The organism is Desulfovibrio sp. 7SRBS1, assembly GCF_049723905.1.
Taxonomy (GTDB): domain Bacteria; phylum Desulfobacterota; class Desulfovibrionia; order Desulfovibrionales; family Desulfovibrionaceae.
The window spans coordinates 3,975,138-3,997,571 of the sequence record NZ_JBJKFD010000001.1; the positions used below are offsets into that span (position 1 = coordinate 3,975,138).

General features: G+C 55.5%; 19 protein-coding genes. 11 read left to right on the plus strand and 8 right to left on the minus strand.

Going from position 1 to position 22,434, the window contains the following annotated elements; genetic code table 11:
- Positions 1-231 precede the first annotated feature (231 nt).
- The 5 genes from argF (at position 232) to ACI0FJ_RS17580 (ending at position 6,214) form a co-directional block, all read left to right on the plus strand.
- Complete coding sequence (gene argF / locus ACI0FJ_RS17560; RefSeq protein WP_424305527.1) at positions 232-1,251, plus strand: ornithine carbamoyltransferase; 1,020 nt, start codon at positions 232-234, stop codon at positions 1,249-1,251.
- A 191-nt stretch (positions 1,252-1,442) separates the two neighbouring features.
- A complete protein-coding gene (locus ACI0FJ_RS17565) occupies positions 1,443-2,816 on the plus strand; it encodes an APC family permease (protein ID WP_424305529.1) in 1,374 nt (457 codons plus the stop codon).
- Between the two features lie 59 nt (positions 2,817-2,875).
- Entirely contained in the window at positions 2,876-3,979 is a 1,104-nt protein-coding gene (gene aguA / locus ACI0FJ_RS17570; RefSeq protein ID WP_424305531.1) for an agmatine deiminase, read from the plus strand.
- 13 nt (positions 3,980-3,992) lie between these two features.
- Positions 3,993-4,931, plus strand: coding sequence for a carbamate kinase (gene arcC / locus ACI0FJ_RS17575; protein WP_424305532.1), 939 nt, complete (start codon positions 3,993-3,995; stop codon positions 4,929-4,931).
- Between the two features lie 233 nt (positions 4,932-5,164).
- Positions 5,165-6,214, plus strand: a complete 1,050-nt coding sequence (locus tag ACI0FJ_RS17580) for an AraC family transcriptional regulator (RefSeq protein WP_424305534.1) — start codon at positions 5,165-5,167, stop codon at positions 6,212-6,214.
- A gap of 159 nt (positions 6,215-6,373) precedes the next feature.
- Here the strand turns inward: ACI0FJ_RS17580 and ACI0FJ_RS17585 are convergent, their stop codons facing one another.
- From ACI0FJ_RS17585 to dctP, 5 genes are all read right to left on the minus strand, one after another.
- The gene (locus tag ACI0FJ_RS17585) at positions 6,374-7,084 is read right to left on the minus strand and encodes an Mpv17/PMP22 family protein (RefSeq protein WP_424305536.1); all 711 of its coding nucleotides are present in this window, start codon (positions 7,082-7,084) and stop codon (positions 6,374-6,376) included.
- Between the two features lie 3 nt (positions 7,085-7,087).
- Entirely contained in the window at positions 7,088-7,834 is a 747-nt protein-coding gene (locus ACI0FJ_RS17590) for a FadR/GntR family transcriptional regulator (protein ID WP_424305538.1), read from the minus strand.
- 81 nt (positions 7,835-7,915) lie between these two features.
- Positions 7,916-9,190, minus strand: a complete 1,275-nt coding sequence (locus tag ACI0FJ_RS17595; protein WP_424305540.1) for a TRAP transporter large permease — start codon at positions 9,188-9,190, stop codon at positions 7,916-7,918.
- A 9-nt stretch (positions 9,191-9,199) separates the two neighbouring features.
- Positions 9,200-9,691 (minus strand): TRAP transporter small permease, encoded by a 492-nt coding sequence (locus ACI0FJ_RS17600; RefSeq protein WP_424305542.1) that lies wholly within the window; start codon positions 9,689-9,691, stop codon positions 9,200-9,202.
- Between the two features lie 245 nt (positions 9,692-9,936).
- Positions 9,937-10,995, minus strand: coding sequence for a TRAP transporter substrate-binding protein DctP (gene dctP / locus ACI0FJ_RS17605; protein ID WP_424305544.1), 1,059 nt, complete (start codon positions 10,993-10,995; stop codon positions 9,937-9,939).
- A 174-nt stretch (positions 10,996-11,169) separates the two neighbouring features.
- Between dctP and ACI0FJ_RS17610 the strand changes: the two genes are divergently transcribed.
- From ACI0FJ_RS17610 to ACI0FJ_RS17630, 5 genes are all read left to right on the plus strand, one after another.
- Positions 11,170-11,400 carry a hypothetical protein gene (locus tag ACI0FJ_RS17610; protein WP_424305546.1) on the plus strand — a complete coding sequence of 77 codons (231 nt, stop codon included), beginning with the start codon at positions 11,170-11,172 and terminating at the stop codon, positions 11,398-11,400.
- A 293-nt stretch (positions 11,401-11,693) separates the two neighbouring features.
- Entirely contained in the window at positions 11,694-12,677 is a 984-nt protein-coding gene (locus ACI0FJ_RS17615) for a phosphoglycerate dehydrogenase (RefSeq protein WP_424305548.1), read from the plus strand.
- Positions 12,678-12,727: 50 nt separating this feature from the next.
- Positions 12,728-15,223: a 2-oxoacid:acceptor oxidoreductase family protein gene (locus ACI0FJ_RS17620; RefSeq protein ID WP_424305550.1), complete on the plus strand. Its 2,496-nt coding sequence runs from the start codon at positions 12,728-12,730 to the stop codon at positions 15,221-15,223.
- Positions 15,224-15,339: 116 nt separating this feature from the next.
- A complete protein-coding gene (locus tag ACI0FJ_RS17625) occupies positions 15,340-17,403 on the plus strand; it encodes an acetate--CoA ligase family protein (RefSeq protein ID WP_424305552.1) in 2,064 nt (687 codons plus the stop codon).
- A gap of 367 nt (positions 17,404-17,770) precedes the next feature.
- Positions 17,771-18,655 (plus strand): universal stress protein, encoded by an 885-nt coding sequence (locus ACI0FJ_RS17630; protein WP_424305554.1) that lies wholly within the window; start codon positions 17,771-17,773, stop codon positions 18,653-18,655.
- Positions 18,656-18,749: 94 nt separating this feature from the next.
- Here ACI0FJ_RS17630 and ACI0FJ_RS17635 read toward each other — a convergent pair whose 3' ends face one another.
- Entirely contained in the window at positions 18,750-20,216 is a 1,467-nt protein-coding gene (locus tag ACI0FJ_RS17635; protein ID WP_424305556.1) for a 30S ribosomal protein S1, read from the minus strand.
- Positions 20,217-20,332: 116 nt separating this feature from the next.
- Positions 20,333-21,100 (minus strand): sensor histidine kinase, encoded by a 768-nt coding sequence (locus ACI0FJ_RS17640; RefSeq protein ID WP_424305558.1) that lies wholly within the window; start codon positions 21,098-21,100, stop codon positions 20,333-20,335.
- Positions 21,101-21,317: 217 nt separating this feature from the next.
- On the opposite strand from ACI0FJ_RS17640, the gene thpR reads away from it, so the two are divergent.
- The gene (thpR, locus tag ACI0FJ_RS17645) at positions 21,318-21,953 is read left to right on the plus strand and encodes an RNA 2',3'-cyclic phosphodiesterase (protein WP_424305560.1); all 636 of its coding nucleotides are present in this window, start codon (positions 21,318-21,320) and stop codon (positions 21,951-21,953) included.
- Here the strand turns inward: thpR and ACI0FJ_RS17650 are convergent.
- On the minus strand, positions 21,931-22,410 hold the full coding sequence (locus ACI0FJ_RS17650; RefSeq protein ID WP_424305562.1) for a flagellar assembly protein FliX: 480 nt from the start codon (positions 22,408-22,410) through the stop codon (positions 21,931-21,933). The genes thpR and ACI0FJ_RS17650 overlap by 23 nt on opposite strands.
- Positions 22,411-22,434: the final 24 nt, after the last annotated feature.

Sequence of the window (22,434 nt, forward strand, 5' to 3'; positions counted from 1 at the left end):
CAGCCAGTGCATGGAAATGCGTCATTGGCCCGTGGAGAGGCGCAAGGTAGTGATAACATGTGGAAAAGACGATTTTTCTACGGCTTGTCATCAAGTCGCAATTATTTGTCCTGGAAAAACAAGCCAAGGGTTTAAAATAAGATTGTAATGGCTATGAAACAAAAATGCCGCACCGGGGCTTTGGCGAGCGTGTCCGGTGCGGCGCAATACACAACCTATCAGGAGGTTTTCATGCCCAAAAACTTGATCCATGAGTATGACCATTCCCGACAGGAAATTCGTAATGTACTCGAACTGATCCGAATTCTCAAGGCCGCAGACAAGAGCGGGTGCACGCCCCAGCTTTTGAAGAACGCCTCGCTCGGAATGATTTTCGAGGAACCGTCCACCAGGACCCGCGTTTCTTTTGAGGTTGCCATGGAAAAATTGGGCGGGCACGCCCTATACCTCAAGCCCGGTGAAATCCACCTGGGCGAGCGCGAATCCCTTTCCGACACGGCCAAGGTGCTGTCCAGAATGTGCGACGGCCTCATTGCCCGCTGTTGGAAGCATGAAACCATCCTGGGCCTGGCCGAACATGCCACCGTTCCGGTCATCAACGGGCTTACGGACTACAACCATCCCACCCAGGCCGTGTGCGACGCCTTCACCATGTGGGAGCATCTCCCCGAGGGCAAGAAGCTGGAAGACCTGAACGTCACGTTCATCAGCGACGCCACCAACGTTTGCAGTTCCACCATGTTCATCACCACCATGCTCGGCATGAACTTCACCCATGTGGCGCCCAAGCGTTACCAGGCGCCCAAGGAATGGGTGGATATCGCCCGCAGGCACGCCTACGGGGACGCACGCATCACCATCACCGACAACATCGACGACAGTGTGCGCGATGCGGATATCATCTATACCGACCTGTGGTGGTGGTGCGGACAGGAAGATGAAATTCCCGACCGCCGCAAGGCCTTTATGCCCGATTACCAGATCACCATGGACCTTCTTGCCAAGGCACCCGCCCATTGCAAGCTGATGCACTGCCTGCCCGCTTCGCGCGGTGTGGAGGCCACGGACGAGGCTCTGGATTCTGAAAAGTCCATCATCTTCGACCAGGCGGAGAACCGCATGCACACGCAGGTGGGGCTGTTGGCCTGGCTGGTCTGGCCGGAACTCAAGAAGGCCAGGGAGGCCCAGAAAGTCTGGCATGAAGGACGGGTGCTGGAGCACCTGAACGCCAGCGGATGGGCGGACCGGTGAAAAAGCCGTACGCAGTGGACTGAACAGAACTGTCCGGCGTATCGCAAGCCGGGCGGACACTGTTCCCTACGGGCGTGGCCCCGGCGCTTCGGGCGGATGGTTCTACGGACGAATCCGCCTTCGGGGCCATGCCTCTCAACGGTAAGGGGCCGTGAGCCGTCTCGCGGACCCGCCATACGGAGGTTCCTTTCATGGCTGAAAGTGAAAGAAAATCAATGGGCGTTATCGACCTGACCCTGTTTTCCGTCTGCGCAGTACTGGTCATCGATACACTCACGGCTTCCGCGTCCATAGGCCCTTCCTCCATCACCTGGTGGCTGGTCACTTTTATTTTGTTTGTCGTGCCGTATGGCATGATCTCCTCCGAACTGGGGACCGCCTGGCCCGGAGAGGGCGGCATCTACGACTGGGTCAAGCGGGCCTACGGGGACCGCTGGGCCGTACGCACCACCTGGTTCTATTGGATCAACGTGGCCTTGTGGATGCCCGCCGTGTACATCATGTTCGCCGGAATGTTCAGCCGTCTGTTCGCCCCGAACCTGAGCCTTTGGGCCCAGATAGGCATAGGGATCGGACTCACCTGGATTACGGTGTGGTTCTGCAACATTTCCGTGGATGTGGGCAAACTCATTCCCAACCTCGGGGCCGTTGCCAAGGTCGTCATCATCCTCGTGCTGGGCGGCGGCGGATTCTATCTGGCCAATTCGCAGGGCATGGCCAACGAAATCACCCTGTCTTCCATGATTCCTTCCCTGGATTCCGGGCTGGCCTTTCTGCCGGCCATTGTCTTTAATCTCATGGGCTTCGAACTGGTCGCCTGCATGGGCGACGAAATCCGCAATCCCAAGCGGGATACACCCCGGTCCATTTTTGCCGCGGCCGGAACTGTTACGTTTCTCTACATTCTCGGGACCATTGGTATTCTGATGGCCCTGCCCGTGGAAGACATCGGCCTGGTAGGCGGCATTGTGGACACGCTCAAGGTCGTGTTCGGCGAATCGTCCAGCCTGGTCTGGATCATAGGCACCCTGGCCCTGTTCACTTTCGTCACCAACATGGTGACCTGGTGCATGGGAGCCAACCGGGCTGCGGCCGAAGCCGCTACCGATGGCGAGCTCCCGGCCCTGTTTGCGAAAATCAATTCCAATGGCGCGCCTGTCGGTGCCAACATCATCACCGGCATGGTCTCGTCCGTGGTCATGGTCTGCTATGGCTTTTTTGCCGCAGGCAACGACGAATTGTTCTGGACGTTGTTCGCGTTTTCTTCGGTTATCTTCCTGTTTCCCTATTTGTTCATGTTTCCCGCGTTTCTCCGGCTGCGCCGTACGGAACCCGATGCCCACCGGCCCTTCAGGGTTCCCGGCGGCAAGGGGGTTGCCCTGTGGTGCACAATCGTTCCCAGCCTGTTCGTTATCCAGGCGGTCATTCTGTTTATCTTCCCGGATCTTCCGCTCGGCAAGGTGGACTGGAGCTATTCGTTGCCCGTTCTTTTGGGCATAGCCCTGACCGTCGGTGTCGGCGAGGTCATCGTCAACCGGGCGGCATCCCAGAAGAGGGCTGCCTAGAAGCTGGGCGAAGAACAGAGACGAGTACATAGACTGAACAACATAATGGAGAAAATATCATGACAGCTACATATACCACTACTCCTCGCGAAGACGGCTTCCGTATGCCCGGCGAATTTGAACCCCACGATGGCTGCTGGCTTATCTGGCCGGAGCGTCCCGACAACTGGCGCTGGGGAGCCAAGCCCGCCCAGGAAAGTTTTGCTGCCGTGGCCGCAGCCATTGCCAAGAGCGAACCGGTCCGCGTGGCCGTGTCCACGGCCCAGTATCAGAATGCCCGCCACATGCTGCCCGATGACGTGCAGGTGGTGGAGATGGCCACGAACGATTCCTGGGTGCGCGATTGCGGGCCGACCTTTGTAATAGACGACAAGGGCAACCGCCGCGGGATAGACTGGGACTTCAATGCCTGGGGCGGCCTGCACAGCGGCCTGTATTTCCCCTGGGACCTGGACGACCAGGTGGCCGGAAAGGTTCTCGAATTTGAACGTGCCGGACGCTACAAGGCGCCCATCGTGCTGGAGGGCGGTTCCATCCATTGCGACGGGGAGGGCACGCTTCTGGTGACCGAGGAATGCCTGCTGCATCCCAACCGCAATCCCGACCTGAGCCGTGAGGAAATAGAGCAGGTGTTGCGCGATTACCTGAACGTGGACCGCATCATCTGGATACCAAATGGCGTGTACAACGACGAGACCGACGGCCACGTGGACAACCTGTGCTGCTTTGTCCGGCCCGGCGTGGTGCTGCTTACCTGGACCGACGACGAGAACGATCCCCAGTACGCCATTTCCAAGGCTGCCAAAGAAGTGTTGGAAAACGCCGTGGATGCCAAGGGCCGCAAGCTGGAAGTGCACACCATCCATCAGCCCGGCCCCATCTTCATCAGCGAGGAGGAATCCCGGGGCGTGGACGCGGTGGACGGTACTTTGCCGCGTGTGGCGGGCGACCGTCTGGCCGGCTCCTATGTAAACTTCTACATTGCCAGCTCGCGTATCGTCTTCCCGTTGCTCGATGCAAAGTGGGACGAACAGGCCAAAACCAAGCTGCAGGAGCTGTTTCCCGAACGCGAGATTGTAGGCGTGCCTGCCCGCGAGATTCTTTTGGGTGGCGGCAACGTTCATTGCATCACCCAGCAGGTTCCGAAGCCTCAGGTCCGCTAGAGGGGTGGCACGCATGCGAGTCATCGTAGCTTTGGGCGGAAACGCCCTGTTGCAGCGGGGACAGGCCATGAATACGGAAACGCAGCGCGCCAACGTGCGCGTTGCCGCTTCCGCGCTGGCAAAGGTCGCGCAGTCTCACGAATTGATAATCAGCCATGGCAACGGCCCGCAGGTGGGGCTTCTGGCCTTGCAGGCGGAGGCGATGAGCGAGACGCCCGAGGACTGGCCGCTGGATGTTCTCGGCGCGCAGACCGAGGGGATGATCGGCTATCTCATAGAGCAGGAAATGGGCAACTGCCTTCCGCAGCGCGGGTTTGCCACCCTGTTGACCCAGGTACAGGTGGATGCCGAGGACAAGGCCTTTGCCGATCCTGAAAAATTCATCGGGCCGGTCTACACCGAAGCAGCGGCCCGGGAGCTGGCCGAGAAACACGGTTGGGCGGTCAAGCCCGACGGCGAGTATTGGCGGCGGGTTGTTCCTTCGCCACGGCCCAAGCGGATATTTGAACTGGATACCATTAAAATCCTTTTGGAAAACGACATCATCGTCATTTGCGCCGGGGGAGGCGGAATTCCCACCATGTACGGTCCGGATGGCAACCTGCACGGCGTGGAGGCGGTGATTGACAAGGACAGGCTGAGTTCGCTGCTGGCAAAGGAACTCAACGTCGACGTGTTCGTCATGCTGACCGATGTGCGCGGGGTGTACACGGACTGGGGCAAGCCTGGTGCCTGCCCGCTCCGTTCCATTTCGCCCGCGGACCTGGAGGCCTACGATTTCGCTTCCGGTTCCATGGGGCCGAAAATCGAATCGGCCTGCGAATTTGTCCGGGCCACGGGCAAGCGGGCCGCCATAGGCTCCCTGTGCGATCTGGAAGATATCGTGGCCGGAAAGGCCGGAACCAGTGTCGTTCCCGATTGTCCGGAGCCTGTCTGGTATTCCGTCCCGTAATGCCCTCATACACCCTTCCGTTCAGCCTTCCTTGAACGGCGGCCTGCGTCCCCAGTCATCTTCTGGGGGACGCAGGCCAGGGTGGAGGACGGGAAAACCAGCAAGTCCAGTTTTCCCGTGCCGTTTTTTTTCTTCCCTTTGCGGAAGTCGCGGACGTTGTTTCGCAGGATGGCGTGTGTATTGCCAATCCTCGCATATGGTGTTCTGATAGCCCCATGTTTCGGAGCAACAGCATGAAACCGAGCACCCCGGACGCCAGAGCCGCACGACATCTCAATGCCTCCGGAATGAGAACCTTTCCCATGATCCGGGGAGCTGCCGCCGCGGGGCTGACCCGTCTTCTGGGCAGGGATTCCACCGAGGAAGTGCTGCGCAAGCTGGGCCTTCCACTCAAGATGGTCGAGGACAGACACCAGGAAATTCCGCTTTCCCTGTTTCTCGAACTGCTCAATCATGTGGTGGAGGTTACGGGCAACGACGCGCTCGGCTTGCAGCTGGGCGTGCGCAGCACCTTGGATCAATTGGGGCTGCTCGGCTACATAATGCGCAATTCCACCACTCTGGTCGCGGCATTGCGCCGTCTGGAACGCTTTTATAATTTTCATCAGCAGGGCGCGCGCATCTTTCTCAAAACCGAGCCGGAACACATTCTTCTCGGATACGGCATTGTGGCGTCCAACACTCCCAACCACAGACAGGACGTGGAAATGACCATTGCCAGCTGTTTCGCCTTTGTGAACCAGCTGGTGGACGATTCCGTGTACCCGAAGCAGGTTTGGTTTGAACATGCCGAACCGGAATCCAGTACGGCGCAGCACCGTCTCTTTCGTTGTCCGGTCCTGTTCAACCAGCCGCTCAATGCCCTGCTGTACCGGCACGATACCTTTTTGCGTCCCGTGCCCGGGGCGGACCAGCGCTTGTTGTTGATCCTCGAGGACTATATGGGGCGCATCCTGACGGAACTGCCCGACGACAGGGATCTGCCCGGCATTGTGGAATATCACGTTTCCAACATGCTGCGGGGCGGGTCGCCGGACATGGCCTCTGTGGCCCGGCTGTTGGGCATGTCGCAGCGCACCCTGTGCAGGCGTCTGGAAGAATATAATTTTTCCTTCCGCGATATCGTGGCCAACACGCGTATGCGCATAGCCATGGAGTATCTCCGCGAGTCCAAACTTCCTATTACGGAAATAGCTCTTCTGCTCGGCTACTCGGGCCCCAGTTCGTTCATCCACGCCTTCCAGCGCTGGACGGGCGACACGCCCAACGCCTATCGAAAATAGTCGCAGCTCCCTTTGTCTCCCTGCTGGCCTTTTTCCGGCAACGCGTTTGTTATCAAAGACAATCGTGCCTGGGTTTTGCTTCACGCAGCAAAAAAAAACGACCCCGTCCGGGGCCGTTTCAGGCTGCCAGTTTGAAGCAATGGGATGGAGAGTTGCTCTTTATTGGGGTGCCCTGGACAGGTTTTCGCTGCTGTTTGCGGATTGAGCTGCAAAGGAAAGGATAACACCCAATGCTATGCCGAGGATGGCGGCAAACAATACCCGCAGATAGGGAGGCAGGAGGAATGTTATGGTGTGGGCCGGAATCCACCAGAAGATGATTGTTTTTTTGAAAACAAACCCCCACATGATATCCCAGTCTATTTCACGGAACATCTGGGGCATGTTGGGCTTGGTTGTAAGGTAGCGCACCACGGAGCCTCCTGTGTGGGCAATGTGGTTGTCGGCAATTTTATGCAGCACCATCATTACAGGAGCCCAAACAAGGTTCATGGTGGCGCTGGTGGCAAACGCCAGCACAATGGACATGAAGCTCAGCGAATCGCCGGGCTTGGTTTGTGCGCCAAAGGTCTTGAGCAGGGGCCATGCGCCCGATGAAAAAATTGTGAACGCGATGTAGATTCCCATACCGAGCACGCCCCAGGTGACGGCACGGGCCAGCACGCCAAAGCCGCGCTTGTAATAGGAACCTGTCTTGAGCCGCAGGGCCAAACATTCTCCGAATGTAGCCAGAATGGCAAACTTGACGAAGCTGGAGAAGTACGGCCAGGTTTTGGTCCAGGCTTTGAAGGAAGCAATGGCCCCAGGCTTTAACGCCAGGGCGACCAGAATGACCATGATGGCTATTACGAGATAGTCTTTTTTCTTCATGTCTTATTCTCTGAGGTTTGAATTCGCCACTTCCCGAAATTTTTCTTCGAGCTTGCACATTTCGCGTTTCAGCTCGGCCACATGAATGAACATACGTTCGTATGCGTCCTGGGCCGAGTGCGAGGCTATGGCGTTGAATATGGATTCATGAAACGAGTCATCGTGTATGTCTTGGTCCAGATCGACGAGTGTGTTGATGAACAATTGCGTGAATTTCATCATTGCGCGCATGTTCATGGCAAAATAGATATTTTTGCTGCACACGGCGATGTAGTTGTGGAATTCCGACGCATGCTCAATGGCAATAGCGCGATTCGGCGCCGAGGCGGTTTTTTCAAGAAGACGGGCAAAAGTACGGATTTCTCCCGGCGTGGCGGACATGGCCGCTGCTCTCGCGCATTCCGGTTCTATGATCATACGTGCGTTGCACAGGTCGGCAACCGGCATCTGGCCCATGGAAATGAGATCTCCGAGAAGCTCCCCCGCTTTGGAGCTTTGCAGGATGTCCTTGACAAACGTGCCGCCTCCTACACCGCGTTTGGCTTCCAGGTATCCCTGTGCCTTCAGCACTGTAAGGGCTTCCCGAACCAACGGACGGCTTACGTTCAACTGTGTTGCAAGTTCTTCCTCTCGGGGAAGCGCATCGCCTACCTTGTAGGTTTGCAACAGAATTTCACGCTTGATCAAGGCAACTACATTTTCAAAACGTCTGCTTGTCTGTTTCTTGGGGGAACTGTTCTTCTTATTCATATGTCCTCGTTATCTTGAAAAAACTGCTTTTATCAATGGTTGGTTAAGGAGGGCACCGTTGTCTGGTGTCCCTCCCAATTGTTAGTTCAGAAAATTGGGAAGCCATAACGACAACCACGGTATGTATGTCACCATTATGAGGCAGATGCCGCACATGATGAGAAAAGGTAGAACAGCCGCGGCTATGTACGTCAATGGTTTCTTGGTCAATCCCATGGAAACGAAAAGGTTCAGTCCGAATGGAAAGGTCAGGAACCCAAGCTCCACGTTGCATATCATGATAATACCAAACATGACCGGGTCGATGGCGAACATGTCCAGCATGGGTTTGAATATAGGCGTCAGAACCAGAATTGCCGCCACAATATCCATGACGCAGCCGATGAACAGCAGCAGAACATTGACCATGAGCAGGAACAGGTACTTGTTGGATACAATGCTCCCGATGAACTGGGCAGCCTGCATGGGCAACTGTTCACGGGTAAGCAGCCAGATGAATGGCATGGCGCAGGCGATGATGAACAACAGTGCCGATGAAAGCACGGCGGACTGCACCAGAATGTTTTTGAATTTGTTGAGGGTCATGGATTTGTAGATGAATATTTCTACGAACAGGGCGTAAATAACCGACACACCGGCAGCTTCCGTGGGGGTGAATATCCCGCTGTAAATGCCGCCGAGTACAATGATCGGCATAAGAAGCCCCCAGGATGCCTTGCCAAAAACAAGGAGGGTTTCTTTCCAGGAGTAGACTGTTTTAGCGGACCAGCCGAAGCGCTTGGCAAGGATGATGGCGTAACCGCCGAAAAAAAAGACCCGCAAAAAGCCCGGAACAATACCGGCCATAAACATGTCGCTTACCGAGGTGTCTCCGACCATTGCGTAGAGAACCATGGGAATGGAAGGCGGAATGAGAATGCCCAGTGTGCCCGCGCTGGTCAGCAGGCCAATGCTGAACTTTTCATCGTACCCGGCCTTGACCAGTGCCGGTATCATGATGCCGCCGATGGCGATAACAGTGGCCGGGCTGGAGCCGGAAATTGCGGCGAAAAACATGCAGGTAAGAAGACCGGCCAGGGCCAGGCCGCCGGGAATTCTGCCGGTAATGGCCTTCATGGCGTCCACCAGTACGGTGGCAATGCGCCCCTCGGCCATGATGTTCCCGGCCAGGATGAAGAAAGGAATGGCCAGAAGCAGAAAGTTGTCCAGGCCGTTGAAAAGTTGCTGGACCAGTGTGGTCAAGGGCATTCCCAGAAAAAAATAAACTGCGCCAGCTGTCGTGGCCAAAACAACAATTCCAATAGGTACGGACAGTGACAGCAGAATAATGAAGGAGAGTACGAGGAAAATTTCCATGCCTGCCCCCTAGTTGGCCGCAGCCGGATTTATTGCCAAACGCAGGGACTTGACGGCTTCGCGCAGAAAACGCCATCCGATGACAATAGTAAAAATAAGGATGGGCATGTAGGCGACCCACATGGGGATTCCAAGGGATGCCGTGCTCATTCCGTATTTGGCGAGCTTGGTGACCAGTTTGTAGGCCTGATACGCCACTACAAACATGATGAAGGCGCTGAAAAGGTGGGCAAAGGTCTGAACCACATGTGTAATGCGATCTGGCAAAAAGTGGATGACCGCATCCATGGTAAAGTGTGCTCCGAACTTTACGGCAAGTCCGGCTCCTGCAAAGGCTGCGAGTATGGTGAGGTACCGCGAGCCCTCGGCCATCCAGTCGAAGGTTAGGCCAAAAAAGTAGCGGGTAATAACCTGAAAGGTTGTTGCTAGTGCCAGAATGAGGAGTATCCCGCCTACGGACAGTTCCTCAAATAGCTCGAAATAATTTTTTAACTTTTCCACCGCGCATCTCCATAAACGGGTAGTGGTGCCAAATTACACTCCAACACCACAACCCGATGGTTTCATTACGCCGCCCGAAGTAGTGAACCCGCTGCGGACGGCGTTGGAAAATCCCCCTGCATTCCATCTTCCGTGGTCCCAGCTTTTGTGTTTCCCGGAAAAATCCCCTTATTTTTCCGGGAAAAGCGGGCGGCGTTATGGCTGTAGAGAGGGTGCTTCACTGGTTTCCATCTCGTGTATGCAGGCTATTTGTTGTACTGCGCGATTTTATCCTGGATCATGTCGAAGTAGGACACGCCTGCGTACTTTCCATACTTGGGATTGTTGGGAATTTTTCCGCACTCCTTGGCATATTTGGTCCAAACATCTTTCTGCGTTGCCTGAAAAGCCTGGCGCTGTTCCGGGGTAAGGTCGGCTATGGTGCATCCTTCTTCATTTACAGCCTGTGCTTCCATGGCTTTCCGGATTTCGTTGTTTGCTTTCCAGTTGGTTTCAACACCCAGCTTGGCACCGGCTTTGAGTATTTCTTTTTCCTTGTCGGAAAGTCCTTCCCAAAGGTCGCGGCTTACCAGTTTGAAAAGGCAGGTATAGGCGTGTCCACTGCGCGTGAAGTATTTGGCTACTTCGGAGAACTTCATGGCGACGGATGTCGGAATGGGGTTGTCCTGCATGTCGATGACCCCCTGCTGCAGGGCCGTGTAAACTTCGCCAAAAGGCATGCCCATGGGGTTTGCGCCCATTGCGCGGAATCCGTCGAGAAAGAAGGGGGATTCGATGACGCGAACCCGGATGCCTTTCATGTCCTCAGGTGTAACAACGGCTTTTTTCGTACATTCGAAGTCGCGGGTTTCGTTTTCGCTGTACCCGATGTGCACCAAGCCCTTCTCCAAAAGAAGGTCTCCGTATATTTTTGTGAAGTCCGGGTCGGTAATCACCTTGTGAGCCACTTCTTTGCTCGGCCACATGAAAAACAGATCTAAAAGTCCGACCTGCGGGATCAGATTGCTCAGCGTGCCGGTTGTGCAATCCATCATGTCGAGCAGGCCGAATTGCGTCTGCTCCAGCATGCTGCGCTCGGAGCCAAGCTGGCTGAGCGGAAATATTGCTATTTTGATTTCCCCGTTTGTTTTTTCCCGGACATAATCGGCCATTGCCACGGCACCCTGCTGATGCCCCTGAACGAATTTACCCACCTGTATTGGGGCCACATGCCCGTATTTCCAGTCCTTTTGAGCGAAAGCCGTTCCTGAGGCCATCACCGCCACCGCCACTACAACCATCACGAAGAACACCCGTCTCAGCATTACTTGCCTCCAACTGGTAAAGGTTTAACTTAAATGCCTATTTCTTCGGAAAAAACCATCTAACCTACTGAATTATTGGTTTTGGTTAGGTCATACCTTATGGTCAAAAAAGTCTTTTTGCAATAATATTTATCGAAAAACTCGCTATGCAAAGTAGATATTGGAAAATGTAGCTTGATTTTATTGTATTTTTTTGAAGATGGTATTGGTTTTTTCATTTTTTATCTTCCTTTGCTTGACATAAAAGTGCGTGAAAGCCTAAAAGTCTTACCAATAGGCTTACTTTTTGCGAAAAAAAATAAATTGCCAGCTCTAAAAAAGAGCAGATGTGTGGAACTACATTTTATTCAGGCAAGATTTTTTGGGGTTGAAACAGCTGAGATGGCGGAAAAACATGCTTTTTGATGCTCGGTGTGCTCCGAGTCTAACTACCAAATATTATGAAGAAATAAAGACTTTATGCGGAAGAATGGCTGCATTGGTCTTACGTTAGTCGCATCCGCTGGAAGAATATTGGTACGCGTTGATTTCACATGAAAATGCAATGTTGTTTTGGGCCAGAAATATGTTTGACTTTTTATGAAACAAGCTTTTTCCGGGAGCCTGAGCCGAAACAAACCTCTGCCGCTGCATGGGAAGGGCAAGCAAGAAAATGCCTTTGTGTGTTCTGCACTTATAAACGGTTGTAGGAGGAAGGTATGTCGAAGAAAGTGGTTTTCATTGAAGCGGCACCGTACTGCGCCAGCAGTGAAGACGGACTGGACAAATTGCGTGAAGCAGGCCTGGAAGTCATTGACCGCCGCGGGCAAGGCGTCGATTCGCCTGGCGTTATGGATGATCTCCGCAAGGCCGACGTACTGCTGAACGGCAACGACCTGAAAGTGACGGCCGATTTGCTGCAGGAACTCCCCAACCTCAAGATGATAGGCAAGTACGGCGTTGGCCTGGATATGGTGGATATCCCCGCTGCCACGGAACGCAAAATTTTGGTTTGCAATTCTCCCGGTTGCAACAGCCAGGCTGTTGCCGACCAGACCATGGGAATGGTTTTGGGATTGCTGCGGAAGATGCCCAAGGGCGACGCGAGCATGCGTGCCGGAGAGTATAACCACATCGCCTTCTGCGGCCTGGAAATTTGGAAGAAGACTCTGGGACTTATTGGTGTGGGCGCCATTGGCCGTGCCGTGGCCATGCGGGCAAGCGGGTTCCGGATGCGCATCCTTGGCTACGATCCCTACTGGCCGGGGGAAGTGGCGGACATGCTGAACATCGAACGCGTGCAGGACTGGCGGGAAATGCTGCCGGAAGTGGATATCCTTTCCCTGCACTGCAACCTTACCGCAGACAATGCCAAAATGCTGGGGACCGAAGAGTTCAAGGCCATGAAAAAGACCGCTGTTGTGGTCAATGCCGCGCGTGGTGAACTTATTGACGAGCAAGCCCTGTACGAAGCGCTCAAGAGCGGTGAAATAGGCGGCGCGGCAATCGATGCCTGGACAAACGAACCGCCTACTGGGTCGCCGCTGCTCACCCTGGACAATGTTTTGGCCATGCCTCATTCCGCCGCGTTTACCGTGGAATCCTTCTACAACATGGACATGCGGGTCACGGATCAGATCATCGATTTTTCAAAAGGTATTCAGCCTCAGCCCACGGTTAATGGCATTGCCATAAAAGGATAATATATCCTCCTGAGATATAAAGATTCTTCACCATATAAAGAGAGGTTTTCATGAATCCGGTAAAAAAAATGTGCCAGGCCCCCAGTGACCATCCAGAAGTTTTGCAGGGCAACATAGCCTTTGCCGTAGGTTGTGTACGCGCAGGCATTCACTGTGCCGACGGATACCCCGGAACTCCCAGTTCTGAAGTCATCGACAAGGGGCTTTCCCAGGTGCAGGACCTTATCGACGTTGGCTGGTCTGTCAGCGAAGCCACTGCCGTGGGCGTGGGGCATGGCCACAGCCTGGCCGGTCGCGACTGTGTTGTGACCATGAAGATTCCCGGACTGATGCAGGCTGGCGATCTGGTCACCAGCGCATCTTTTTTTACTCAGGACCGCGGCGTGCTTATCTACTACGTGGCCACGGACTTCACGCCCAGCTCTACCCAGCATGTGCTTGATCCCCGCTATCTTTTCAAGAGCTGCTTCCTGCCTGTTTTTGAACCGCGCAATCACCAGGAAATGCATGAAGCCGCTTCCATAGCCGTGGAAATAGGCCGCAAGTTCAATACTGGGGTGGTCATCCTGCCCAGCGGTGTGCTCTGTCATAGCGAAGGCCTGGTGCGGCTTATGCCCGAACAGTCCCGCGAACCAGTGGCTATGCCGGACAACCTGCATGCCTACAACTGCCTGCCCCCGCTGACGCGTGCCAATTATAACAAAATCATGTCCACCCGTTTGCCCGCAATGATGGAAATGGTGGAAAAGAGTCCTCTCAATCATTGGATCAAAGGCTCTGGCAAACGCGGCCTCATCGTGTATGGCCCCAATGCCATGTTTGCCAAGGAAGTGAAGCAGCTTTACGAAAACGATCTGGACATCCTTTCCCTGGCCTTTACCAACCCGCTGCCCATAAACCTTATCCGCGAATTTTGCGGGTCCATCGAAGGCGACGTGTTTGTCATCGACGACGGATATCATTTTGTGGAAGAGGAAATCCGCCAGAATGGCATCAAGGTTGTGGGAAAACCCGAGTTCTCGCACGAAACAGAATGGAGCCCCGCATCCATTGCCGAATTCCTGGGCTATAAAATCGTCAAGAATGGCAGCAAGACCATGCCTCCGGCCCGTCCGCCCATGATCTGTGCCGGCTGCCCCTATCGGCTGTTCGGCGAAATCGCAAATTCCATGATGAGCAAGAAGCAGCTGGAAGTGATCTTTGGCGATATCGGCTGCAACTCTCTGCTTTATTTCATGAATGCCATGGATACCGGTGTTGCCATGGGAGCCAGCGAAAACAAGCGCTGCGGTTTTGTTCTTTCCAAGCCGGAGATGGCTTCCAAGTGCATCAGCGTTATTGGCGACAGCACGGAATGTCACAGCGGTATGGACGGCACCAGAAACACCGTTTTTCGCAATGTGCCCGGCGTAAAGGTTATTCTGGATAATGAATGGACAGCCATGACCGGCGGCCAGCCTTCGGCTTCCTCCCCCGTGAACCTGGCAGGAGAAGACTGCCGTTTCAACCTTGCCGACGCGGTACGCGCCCAGGGCTGTGAAGTCATTGAAGTGAATGCCTATGATTACAAGGGAATCCGCAAGGCTCTCAAGGATTCTCTCAAGGCTGCCGAGGATGGAGCATTCACCACCATCATTATTCAGGGCACCTGCATCCGCAAGGTTCCCCGCGAAAAGTTCGGTCAAAAACTCACTGTGGATGCTGAAAAGTGCAAAAAATGCGGCATGTGCAATATTTGTCCTGGCATCGTGGTGGGTGATGACGGCGTTCCACAGTTCACCAACCTGTGCACGGGCTGTGTTTCCAATACTCCGGCCTGCATGCAGCGCTGTGCAGTGGGAGCCATTCAGATTGTGGACGGCCCGGTAGAAAAGGCCAAGTCCACGGTGTCCATCCCTGATGCGCCCGAAACGATTGAAGAGCCGAGTCTGGAAAAAAGCACTTTGCCCAAACGTTTGTCCGTTGCCATTCGGGGCGTTGGCGGCCAGGGCAATCTGTTCTTTGGACGTGTGCTTACAAAGCTTGCCTTCCTGAGCGGATACAGTGATTCCAACGTGGTCAAGGGGGAAACGCATGGCATGGCCCAGATGGGCGGCCCGGTTATTTCCACCTTTGCCTGCGGTGAAAGCCTCAGCCCGGTTTTGGTGCCTGGTAGTGTCGACTGCCTTGTTTCCATGGAGATGAGCGAAGTCTTCCGTCCCGGATATCTCGAACTTCTGAAAGAAGGCGGAACAGTGGTTCTGGCCAAAACTTCCATCATCCCCGCAGGCATGGATCCGGCCTTGTACCCGAGTCTGGATTCCATCAAGGCCGAACTGTCCGGCTACAACGTGGTTGTAGTGGATGTGCTGGAACAGGCCATTGCCCTTGGTGACTCCTCCGGACGTTGCGCCAACGTGGTTATGATGGGTGCCATGAGCCGCATCACACCTTTTAATGCCTTCCCCGAGCAGTACTGGCAGATGGCCATCAAGAGCCTCAGCCCCAAACCGGCCATCTGGAATCTGAACTACGCAGCCTTCCAGGCTGGTGCCGAACTGATGTAAAGCAAGAGTGTCTGAAAGCCGTTGCGCCGCCATTGGCGGCGCAACGGAAATTGGGCAGGCGGCACTGCTTTTCCAGTGCATCTTTTTCGGGACATCACCAAAGAGGAACTTACATAATGCTCGATCTCACACTGACTCCCAAAAGCATTGCGGTCATAGGCGGTAGCGACGACATAGGCAAACCGGGCGGTAGGATTTTGTTCAACATCAAAAGCCGCGACTACAAAGGGCAGCTTATGGCCGTAAACCCCAAAAGCGATGTGGTGCAGGGGGTAAAGGCTGTGAAGTGCGTTGCCGACCTGCCCGAAACGCCGGACCTGGCCTACATTGCCATTCCATCCAAATTTGTGCGCAAGAGCCTGGAAGACCTGGCCGCCAAGGGCGTGAAAGCCGTGGTCATTCTTTCCGCCGGTTTTGGTGAGCTTAGCGAGGAAGGAAAAGCCGAGGAAAAACGGTTGAAGGACATTGCCGACGCCAACGGCATGCTGCTGCTCGGCCCCAACTGCCTGGGCGTTATGTCCACCGAACTGGCGGGAAAGTTTGCCGGGATACTTCCCCTTATGGCGGAAGACGGCGTTGATTTTATCAGCGGTTCCGGTGCCACTGTGGACTATTTGGCGGAACAGGCCACCAAGCGTGGCCTGGCCTTCAACTCCTTCATGACCGTGGGCAACTGTGCACAGACCGGGGTGACCGACCTGCTGGGGCTGTTCGACCAAGCCTACAATGAAAATTCATCTCCCGTAAAACTTCTGTACATGGAGTCGGTCAACGATCCCGAGCGTCTTGTCGGCTATGCCAAAAGTCTGGCTGCCAAGGGCTGCCTTCTGGCCGGAATCAAGGCCGGAGCAACCGAGGCGGGACATCGGGCCGCGGCCAGCCATACAGGCGCGTTGGTTTCCAGCGACACCGCGGTTCAGGCCATGTTCGACAAGGCCGGAATTGTTCGCGTGCAGTCCCGGTTGGAGCTGATAGATGTGGCCTGCATCATGAAGCTGGCAAAAGACAAGCTCGATGGAAAGCGGGTCTGCATTGTTACCGACGCGGGCGGTCCTGGAGTCATGCTGGCTGACGAACTGAACCGCAGAGGGATCGAGGCCCCGGTCCTCAAGGCGTCCACGCAGGCCCGTCTTGAAGAGGCCCTGCTGCCCAGCTCCGGGTTGTCCAACCCGGTGGACTGCCTGCCTGCCAGGACGGCAAAACATTTTGAGGATATCTTCAGGATTGTTTCCGAGGAAGAGGCCGACACAATTGATTATTTTATCGTCATGCTCGGCGATTCCGGCCTTTCCGATATCAGCACGATTTATGATGTGATCAGAAAGGCCATGGATGAACTTCCTGTTCCTGTTTTTCCGTCGTTCTGCACTTCGGTTACCTCTGCGAAAGCCCTTGAGAAATTTACCGCGGCAGGCAAATGCTATTTTGAAGACGAAGTCTCCCTGGCCCGAGCCTTGGGCCGCGTTGTCAACCGCCCGCGTATTGCCGAGACATCCAAAGAGCTTCCCGGCTACGACCGTGACCGCCTCAAGGCCGTTATGGACGGCAAGACCGGTGTGCTCGATGGTGCCACTGTGGCCGAGGTACTGGCTGCGGCGGGGCTTCATCTGCCCGGTCAGCAGACCGTGAAGACAAAGAATGATCTGCAGGGCGTGGCCCAAACCATTCCCTTTCCCTGGGTAATGAAAGTGGAAGGCCCACTGCACAAGACCGACGTGGGTGGGGTAAAGCTGAACATTACTGATGCTGCCCAGGCCGAAGTTGTTTACGACGAGCTGATGGCTCTTCCCGATGCCGTGGGCGTGCTTGTCCAGCAGATGGTGCAGGGCACCGAGGTTATTGTCGGCATCAAGCGGGAGGAACCGTTCGGCGCGCTGACTGCCTTTGGCTTGGGCGGAATATATGCCGAGGCGCTCAAAGACATCCAGTTCCGTCTGGCTCCGCTTGCCAAGGAAGAAGCGCTGGGAATGATTCAGTCCATTGCCGCGTTCCCCATCATCAAGGGCGTGCGCGGCGAAGAAGGGTTGGATATGGACCTGCTTTCCGACCAGCTTATGCGTGTGAGCTTTCTTGCCGCTGATTTTCCTCAGATTGTGGAAATGGACATAAATCCTCTGAAGGGGAGCGGTTCCCGACTGTACGCAGTTGATGCCCGAATCATCTGCGATTCAGCCTGCTGAAAATGGTACGATGGCTTTGTTGCTTCGGAAAACTCAAATCCTCGCGTATATAAGAATATGCGTCGGCTTTGAGTTTTCCTTGCGCCGTGCCTTCGCACTGTTTTGAGCAACCTGCGGAGAATATCCCCCCATTATCCCATCCTCCCCGCACTCTCCCCACACTCTCATATACGAGCGCCGTTACGCGGCGCTCTTTTTTTCCTATCGGCTTGCCTTTTTACGGCAAAGCGTTTGTAATCAGAGATACTCGTACAGGATTTGTTTTTTCGGATGGAGCGTACTCCGGTCTGTTTTGTTGTGCGGACGGGAAAAGAGCGACAGCGGTTGTTCATGCCGGGGAAAACAGGGAAGGGGTTCTGGAATGAAAATGGAAAAGCATCTCTTGCTGGCTATTTCGGATGAGATTTCAGCCTCGTATTCGTTGCGGTTCGTCAAAGGGATGATTGGCGATTTCCATTCCACCCGCCTGACCCTGCTCTATATTGCGCCGCGTGCGCAGCATTGGAATCTGGGCACGCAGGAAATGCATCCACCCCCCAAGGTGGCCGATGAGATTACCGGTATCAAAAACTCCAGAGGCGGGCAGGCGCTCCATCAGGCCAAACAATGGCTTGTGGATTACGCAGGGTGTGTGCCGGATATGGTGGAAAGCAAAATCATCACCTCGCGCAAGGGCACGGTTCTGGAAATTATCGACGAAGCCCGCTCCGGACTTTACGACGCCGTGGTTCTGGGACGCCGGGGCTATTCCTGGTTCGAGGGGCTGTTCGAGAACAGCGTGGCCCACTCCATTTTGTGGGAGGCCATCGACTTTCCCCTGTGGATATGCCGCAGGCAACCGCTGGAGCCCAACCGCAACGTGCTGCTGTGCATTGATGGCTCCGATGCTGGCACGCGCATGGCCGACCATGTGGGGTTCATGCTCGGCGAACAGGACCGGCACAAGGTGACGATTTTTCATGTGGCCGAGAAAAAGCAGCCGTTTGGGGACAAGGTGGATGAGATATTCAACCGTGCCGATAAGATACTGAAGGAGAACGGTCTTCCCGAGGAGCTTATCGAATTCAAGGCCGTGCGTTCGGGCAATATTGCCAAGGCCGTGGTGGCCGAGCAAACCCAGGGACAATACGCGGCCATTGCTCTGGGAAAACGGGACGATGCTCCGGCACGCATGGAAAACATCTTTCCCAGCTCCTTGTGCATCCGGCTGTTGCGGATGGTGGAGAACACCGCGCTTTGGATCGGGAAGTAGGGCGAGTGCGCCCAGCCCTTTTCCAACAAAAAGAGGCCCGATTCATGCGAACCGGGCCTCGGAATTCTTTTAACTGTGTTTTGGCGGTACCGGGTTATTTCTTTTTGGCTTTCATGGCCTGCTGAAGTTTTTCCCCGAGAAGGCCCATGGGCTTGGAGTCGGAAGGCTTGTTGTAGCGTTTCCAATCCTTGTTCTGGCTTTCGCCTTCTTCCTGCCCTTCCAGGCCGAGGGTGACCTTGCGTTCGTTCGGGCGAATCTCGGTGACCTTCACCTTGATGGGATCGCCGGGAACCATCTTCTCAAAGTCGCCCGCGTTTTTGGCGCGCGCATAGCGCGACTTGGGCAGCAGCCCGGTAATGCCGGGAGCCAGGGTGATGAAGATGCCGAATTGCTCGCGTTTTTCCACCGTGCCGTCCACCATCTGTCCGACGGCGAAGAGTTCGGCAACATCGCTCCAAGGATCGCCTTCGGCAGCCTTGATGCTGAGGGAAATACGGCGTTTTTCCGTGTCCACATCCTTGACCGCAACCATAAGCTCGTCGCCGGGAGAAACAATTTCTTCGGCTTTCATAACGCGCTTGGTGTAGCTCATCTCGGACAGGTGGACCAGGCCTTCCAGGCCGGGGGCAAGTTCGATGAATGCGCCGAACGGGGCAATGCGGGTAACCGTGCCCTTGACGTGTTCACCGGGCTTGATGAATTCGGGCAGGTCGTCCCAGGGATCGGTCATGGCCTGCTTCATGGAAAGGCTGATGCGCAGCTTGCCCTTGGCGTCCTGCTTTATTTCCAGGATCTTGGCGCGCACGGTCTCGCCGGGCTTGAGTATGTCGCCCGGATCGTCCACCCGGCCCCAGCCGAGTTCGGAAACATGAACCATGCCTTCCACGCCGGGTACCAGTTCCACGAACGCGCCGAACGGAGCCAGCCGTACGACCTTGCCTTCGGCAATGGCGCCTTCGGATACGGAGTCCACAAACGAGGCCGCGGCTTCTTCCTGCTCGAGCATGAGCAGTTCGCGCCGCGAAACAACGATGTTGCGTCCGTTTTCCTCAAATTTGATGATGAGGAACGGCAGGGTTTCCCCCACAAACGCTTCGGCGTCTTCCACAAAGTGGTTGTCGATCTGGCTGATGGGGCAGAAGACCCGCCGCTTTGCCATCTCCACATTAAAGCCGCCCTTGCAGGTGCCGCTTACTTTGCCTTCCACCGGAACCTTGGTTTCGTAGGCCTCGCGAAGAATCTCGACGCCGCCTTGCCCGGAAAGGGCTTTGGAAAGTTTGATTTCGCTGGCCGATGTGGCGGTGACGTACAGTTCCACTGTGTCGCCTTCCGCTATTTCGGGTTTGCCTTCCTCGTCGAGGAATTCTTCCAGCTCGGCAACGCCATCCACTTTGCTGCCGGTTTCCACGTAGACGTTGCTCCCGTCCACGGAAATGACCCGGCCCGAGATTTTGTCGCCGACCTTGATGTTGTCACTCATGCCAGCTTCGTATGACTCGAAAAGCTCGGCAAAGGTTTCATTTTCCGCGGGGGTGCCGTTGGTGTCTTGGTTTTCCGGCATGAAAGTCGCTCCTTTAAACAAATGCATAACCAATCTATAAGCCGCCTGCATAGCCGAGAACCGGCTTGGAGACAAGCACCACAAGGGGTATCTCGGGAAAAAATTTTAAAATGTCATTAATTTATGTCCTGCGAAGGAAGCGGAAAACGAATATGAGCCCGTGTTCCGCTGGTCTGTGGGGAGAGAGTGAATTGCGACTGGTATTTGGCTGCAATCTGGCGGACTATGGCCATTCCCAGCGATTCGGAGCGCTCTGCCCGCTCTTGGGAATCTGCCGAAACGTCCATGTCCATCCCCTGTCCGTTGTCGGTTACATACAAATCCAGATACGGGCCGTTTTTTCGGCAGACAATGCGGATTTCCCCATCGCGGTCCGGAAAGGCATGTTTGCAGGCATTTGTAACCAGCTCGTTGAGCGCCATGCCCATGTCCACGGCCATGGAGGATGGAATTATTATTTCTGGCGCTTCCAGATACAGTTCGAGAAGAGGGCCCCCGGAATTTTCATCGTCAGCGGCCGGGGTGGCCGACTTTATTCCCATGACGGCCCGCAGGGCTGTTGTCAGTTCTTGGAAATAGGCGCCCAGGTCGAGGCAGGCGCCGTGGTCGCTGCGGCTGAGCGTGTCGTGCAGCCGGGTGAACGTCGTAAGCCGGGCCTGGGCCAGCTGCAGCGCCGTTTTCACTTTGGGATGGTCGGCCTGCTGGGCCTGCAGGCTGATGAGGCCTGCGATTATCTGGAGGTTGTTTTTTATTCTGTGATGCGCTTCTTTGGACGAAAGGCAGAAGTTGGCCTGCGGCTGGGAAAACGATGCGCAATCCTTGCCCAGATGGGAAAGAAATTCATGCTGCCGAAGAAGCAGTTTGTCGGCGATGGGCAGGGGCATTTGTGTTTCCTGTTGGGGTGGGCCGGCCCGGAGAGCATACCATTGCCTCCCCCCTGGGAATCCCCAGCGGAGCCGGACGGTCGAAAGCGTTTCACTGTATTGCTTTTAAGTATTGCGAAGAGTGCCCCTCCGTCAACCGGCGCGGGGACTTTTCCTTGGTATAATGCAGACAAATCCACAGTTGCCTGGACCGCGCGTCAGGAAAGGGGAGGAAAATATGGGGACACAGAGTGTGTACCGGCTGTTCATCGGCATTTCCATGGGGGAAGAATGTCTGGAGCGTCTGCGGGAGTTGCGTTCCCGGCTTGCGGACCGCCTGCCCGATTCCTTCCGCTGGGTCCGGCCGGAAAACTGGCACATTACATTGCGGTTTCTTGGGGACACCCCCTGCGACCGGCTGGATTTTTTGCAGGAGGCTTTGGCCGGGGTGCGGTTTGAAACCTTTCTGCTGCAGCCGGGGGGCGGAGGTTTTTTCCCCAGCCCGGCCCGGCCGTCGGTCTGCTGGGTGGGGGTGCGGCGTGGGGTCGGGGAGTGCACCCGGCTGGCGGAATGTATCAATGCGGCCCTGGTTCAGGCTGGGTGGTCTGGCGGAGCCGGGGAGGGTACACCGGCCAAGCCGTTTAGGCCGCACCTCACCATCGGGCGCATGGGGCGCGGTGCGCACAGCCACGGCGCAAAAAAAGGCCCCTGGGCTGAAATAGCCAGGGACCTTGAAATGCTGAAGTGGCCGGAAGTGCCTGTGGACCGGTTCACCTTGTGGCGGAGCGAACTGGGACCGGGGGGCCCCAGATATACGGCATTGTTTTCCTGCACCGCGCAAGGCGCGTCTCTTACAGGTAATCGCCCCGGTTGAACTTGATGGTCTCGGTAACGGTCATTATTTCCAACTCGTCGACCATGGCCTGCAGACCGGGTTCCTTTTTCGCGTCGGGCATGGACTGAAGACCGGATTTGAGGTCCTGCACCTGATCGCCGATGCGCTGGAGCGAATTGTAGGCCTGACGCAGGTCAGTTTGTCCTGTCGATCCTTCCAGCTGACCGGCATACTTTTCCCATTCGTTCAACAGGGTATCCATTTGGTCCATGACCTCTTGCTCCGCATTGGAGGTTGCCACCTTGGGGGCCTGTACCTGAAGCAGGGGGTTTATCCCCATCAAAGGAGGCGGCGCTGCAATCTTTGCCGTCTGCTGTGCGGAACCCGATTCCTGGGCCAGTACATCTTCAAAAGAAGCACCCTGAGGAGTCATTCCGGCCTTGCGCCGTTGCTGTTCCTCTATTGTGGGTTGTAACTGATCCGGACGTATTTTCATGGCTTTCTCCCGGCTTCTGTTTTG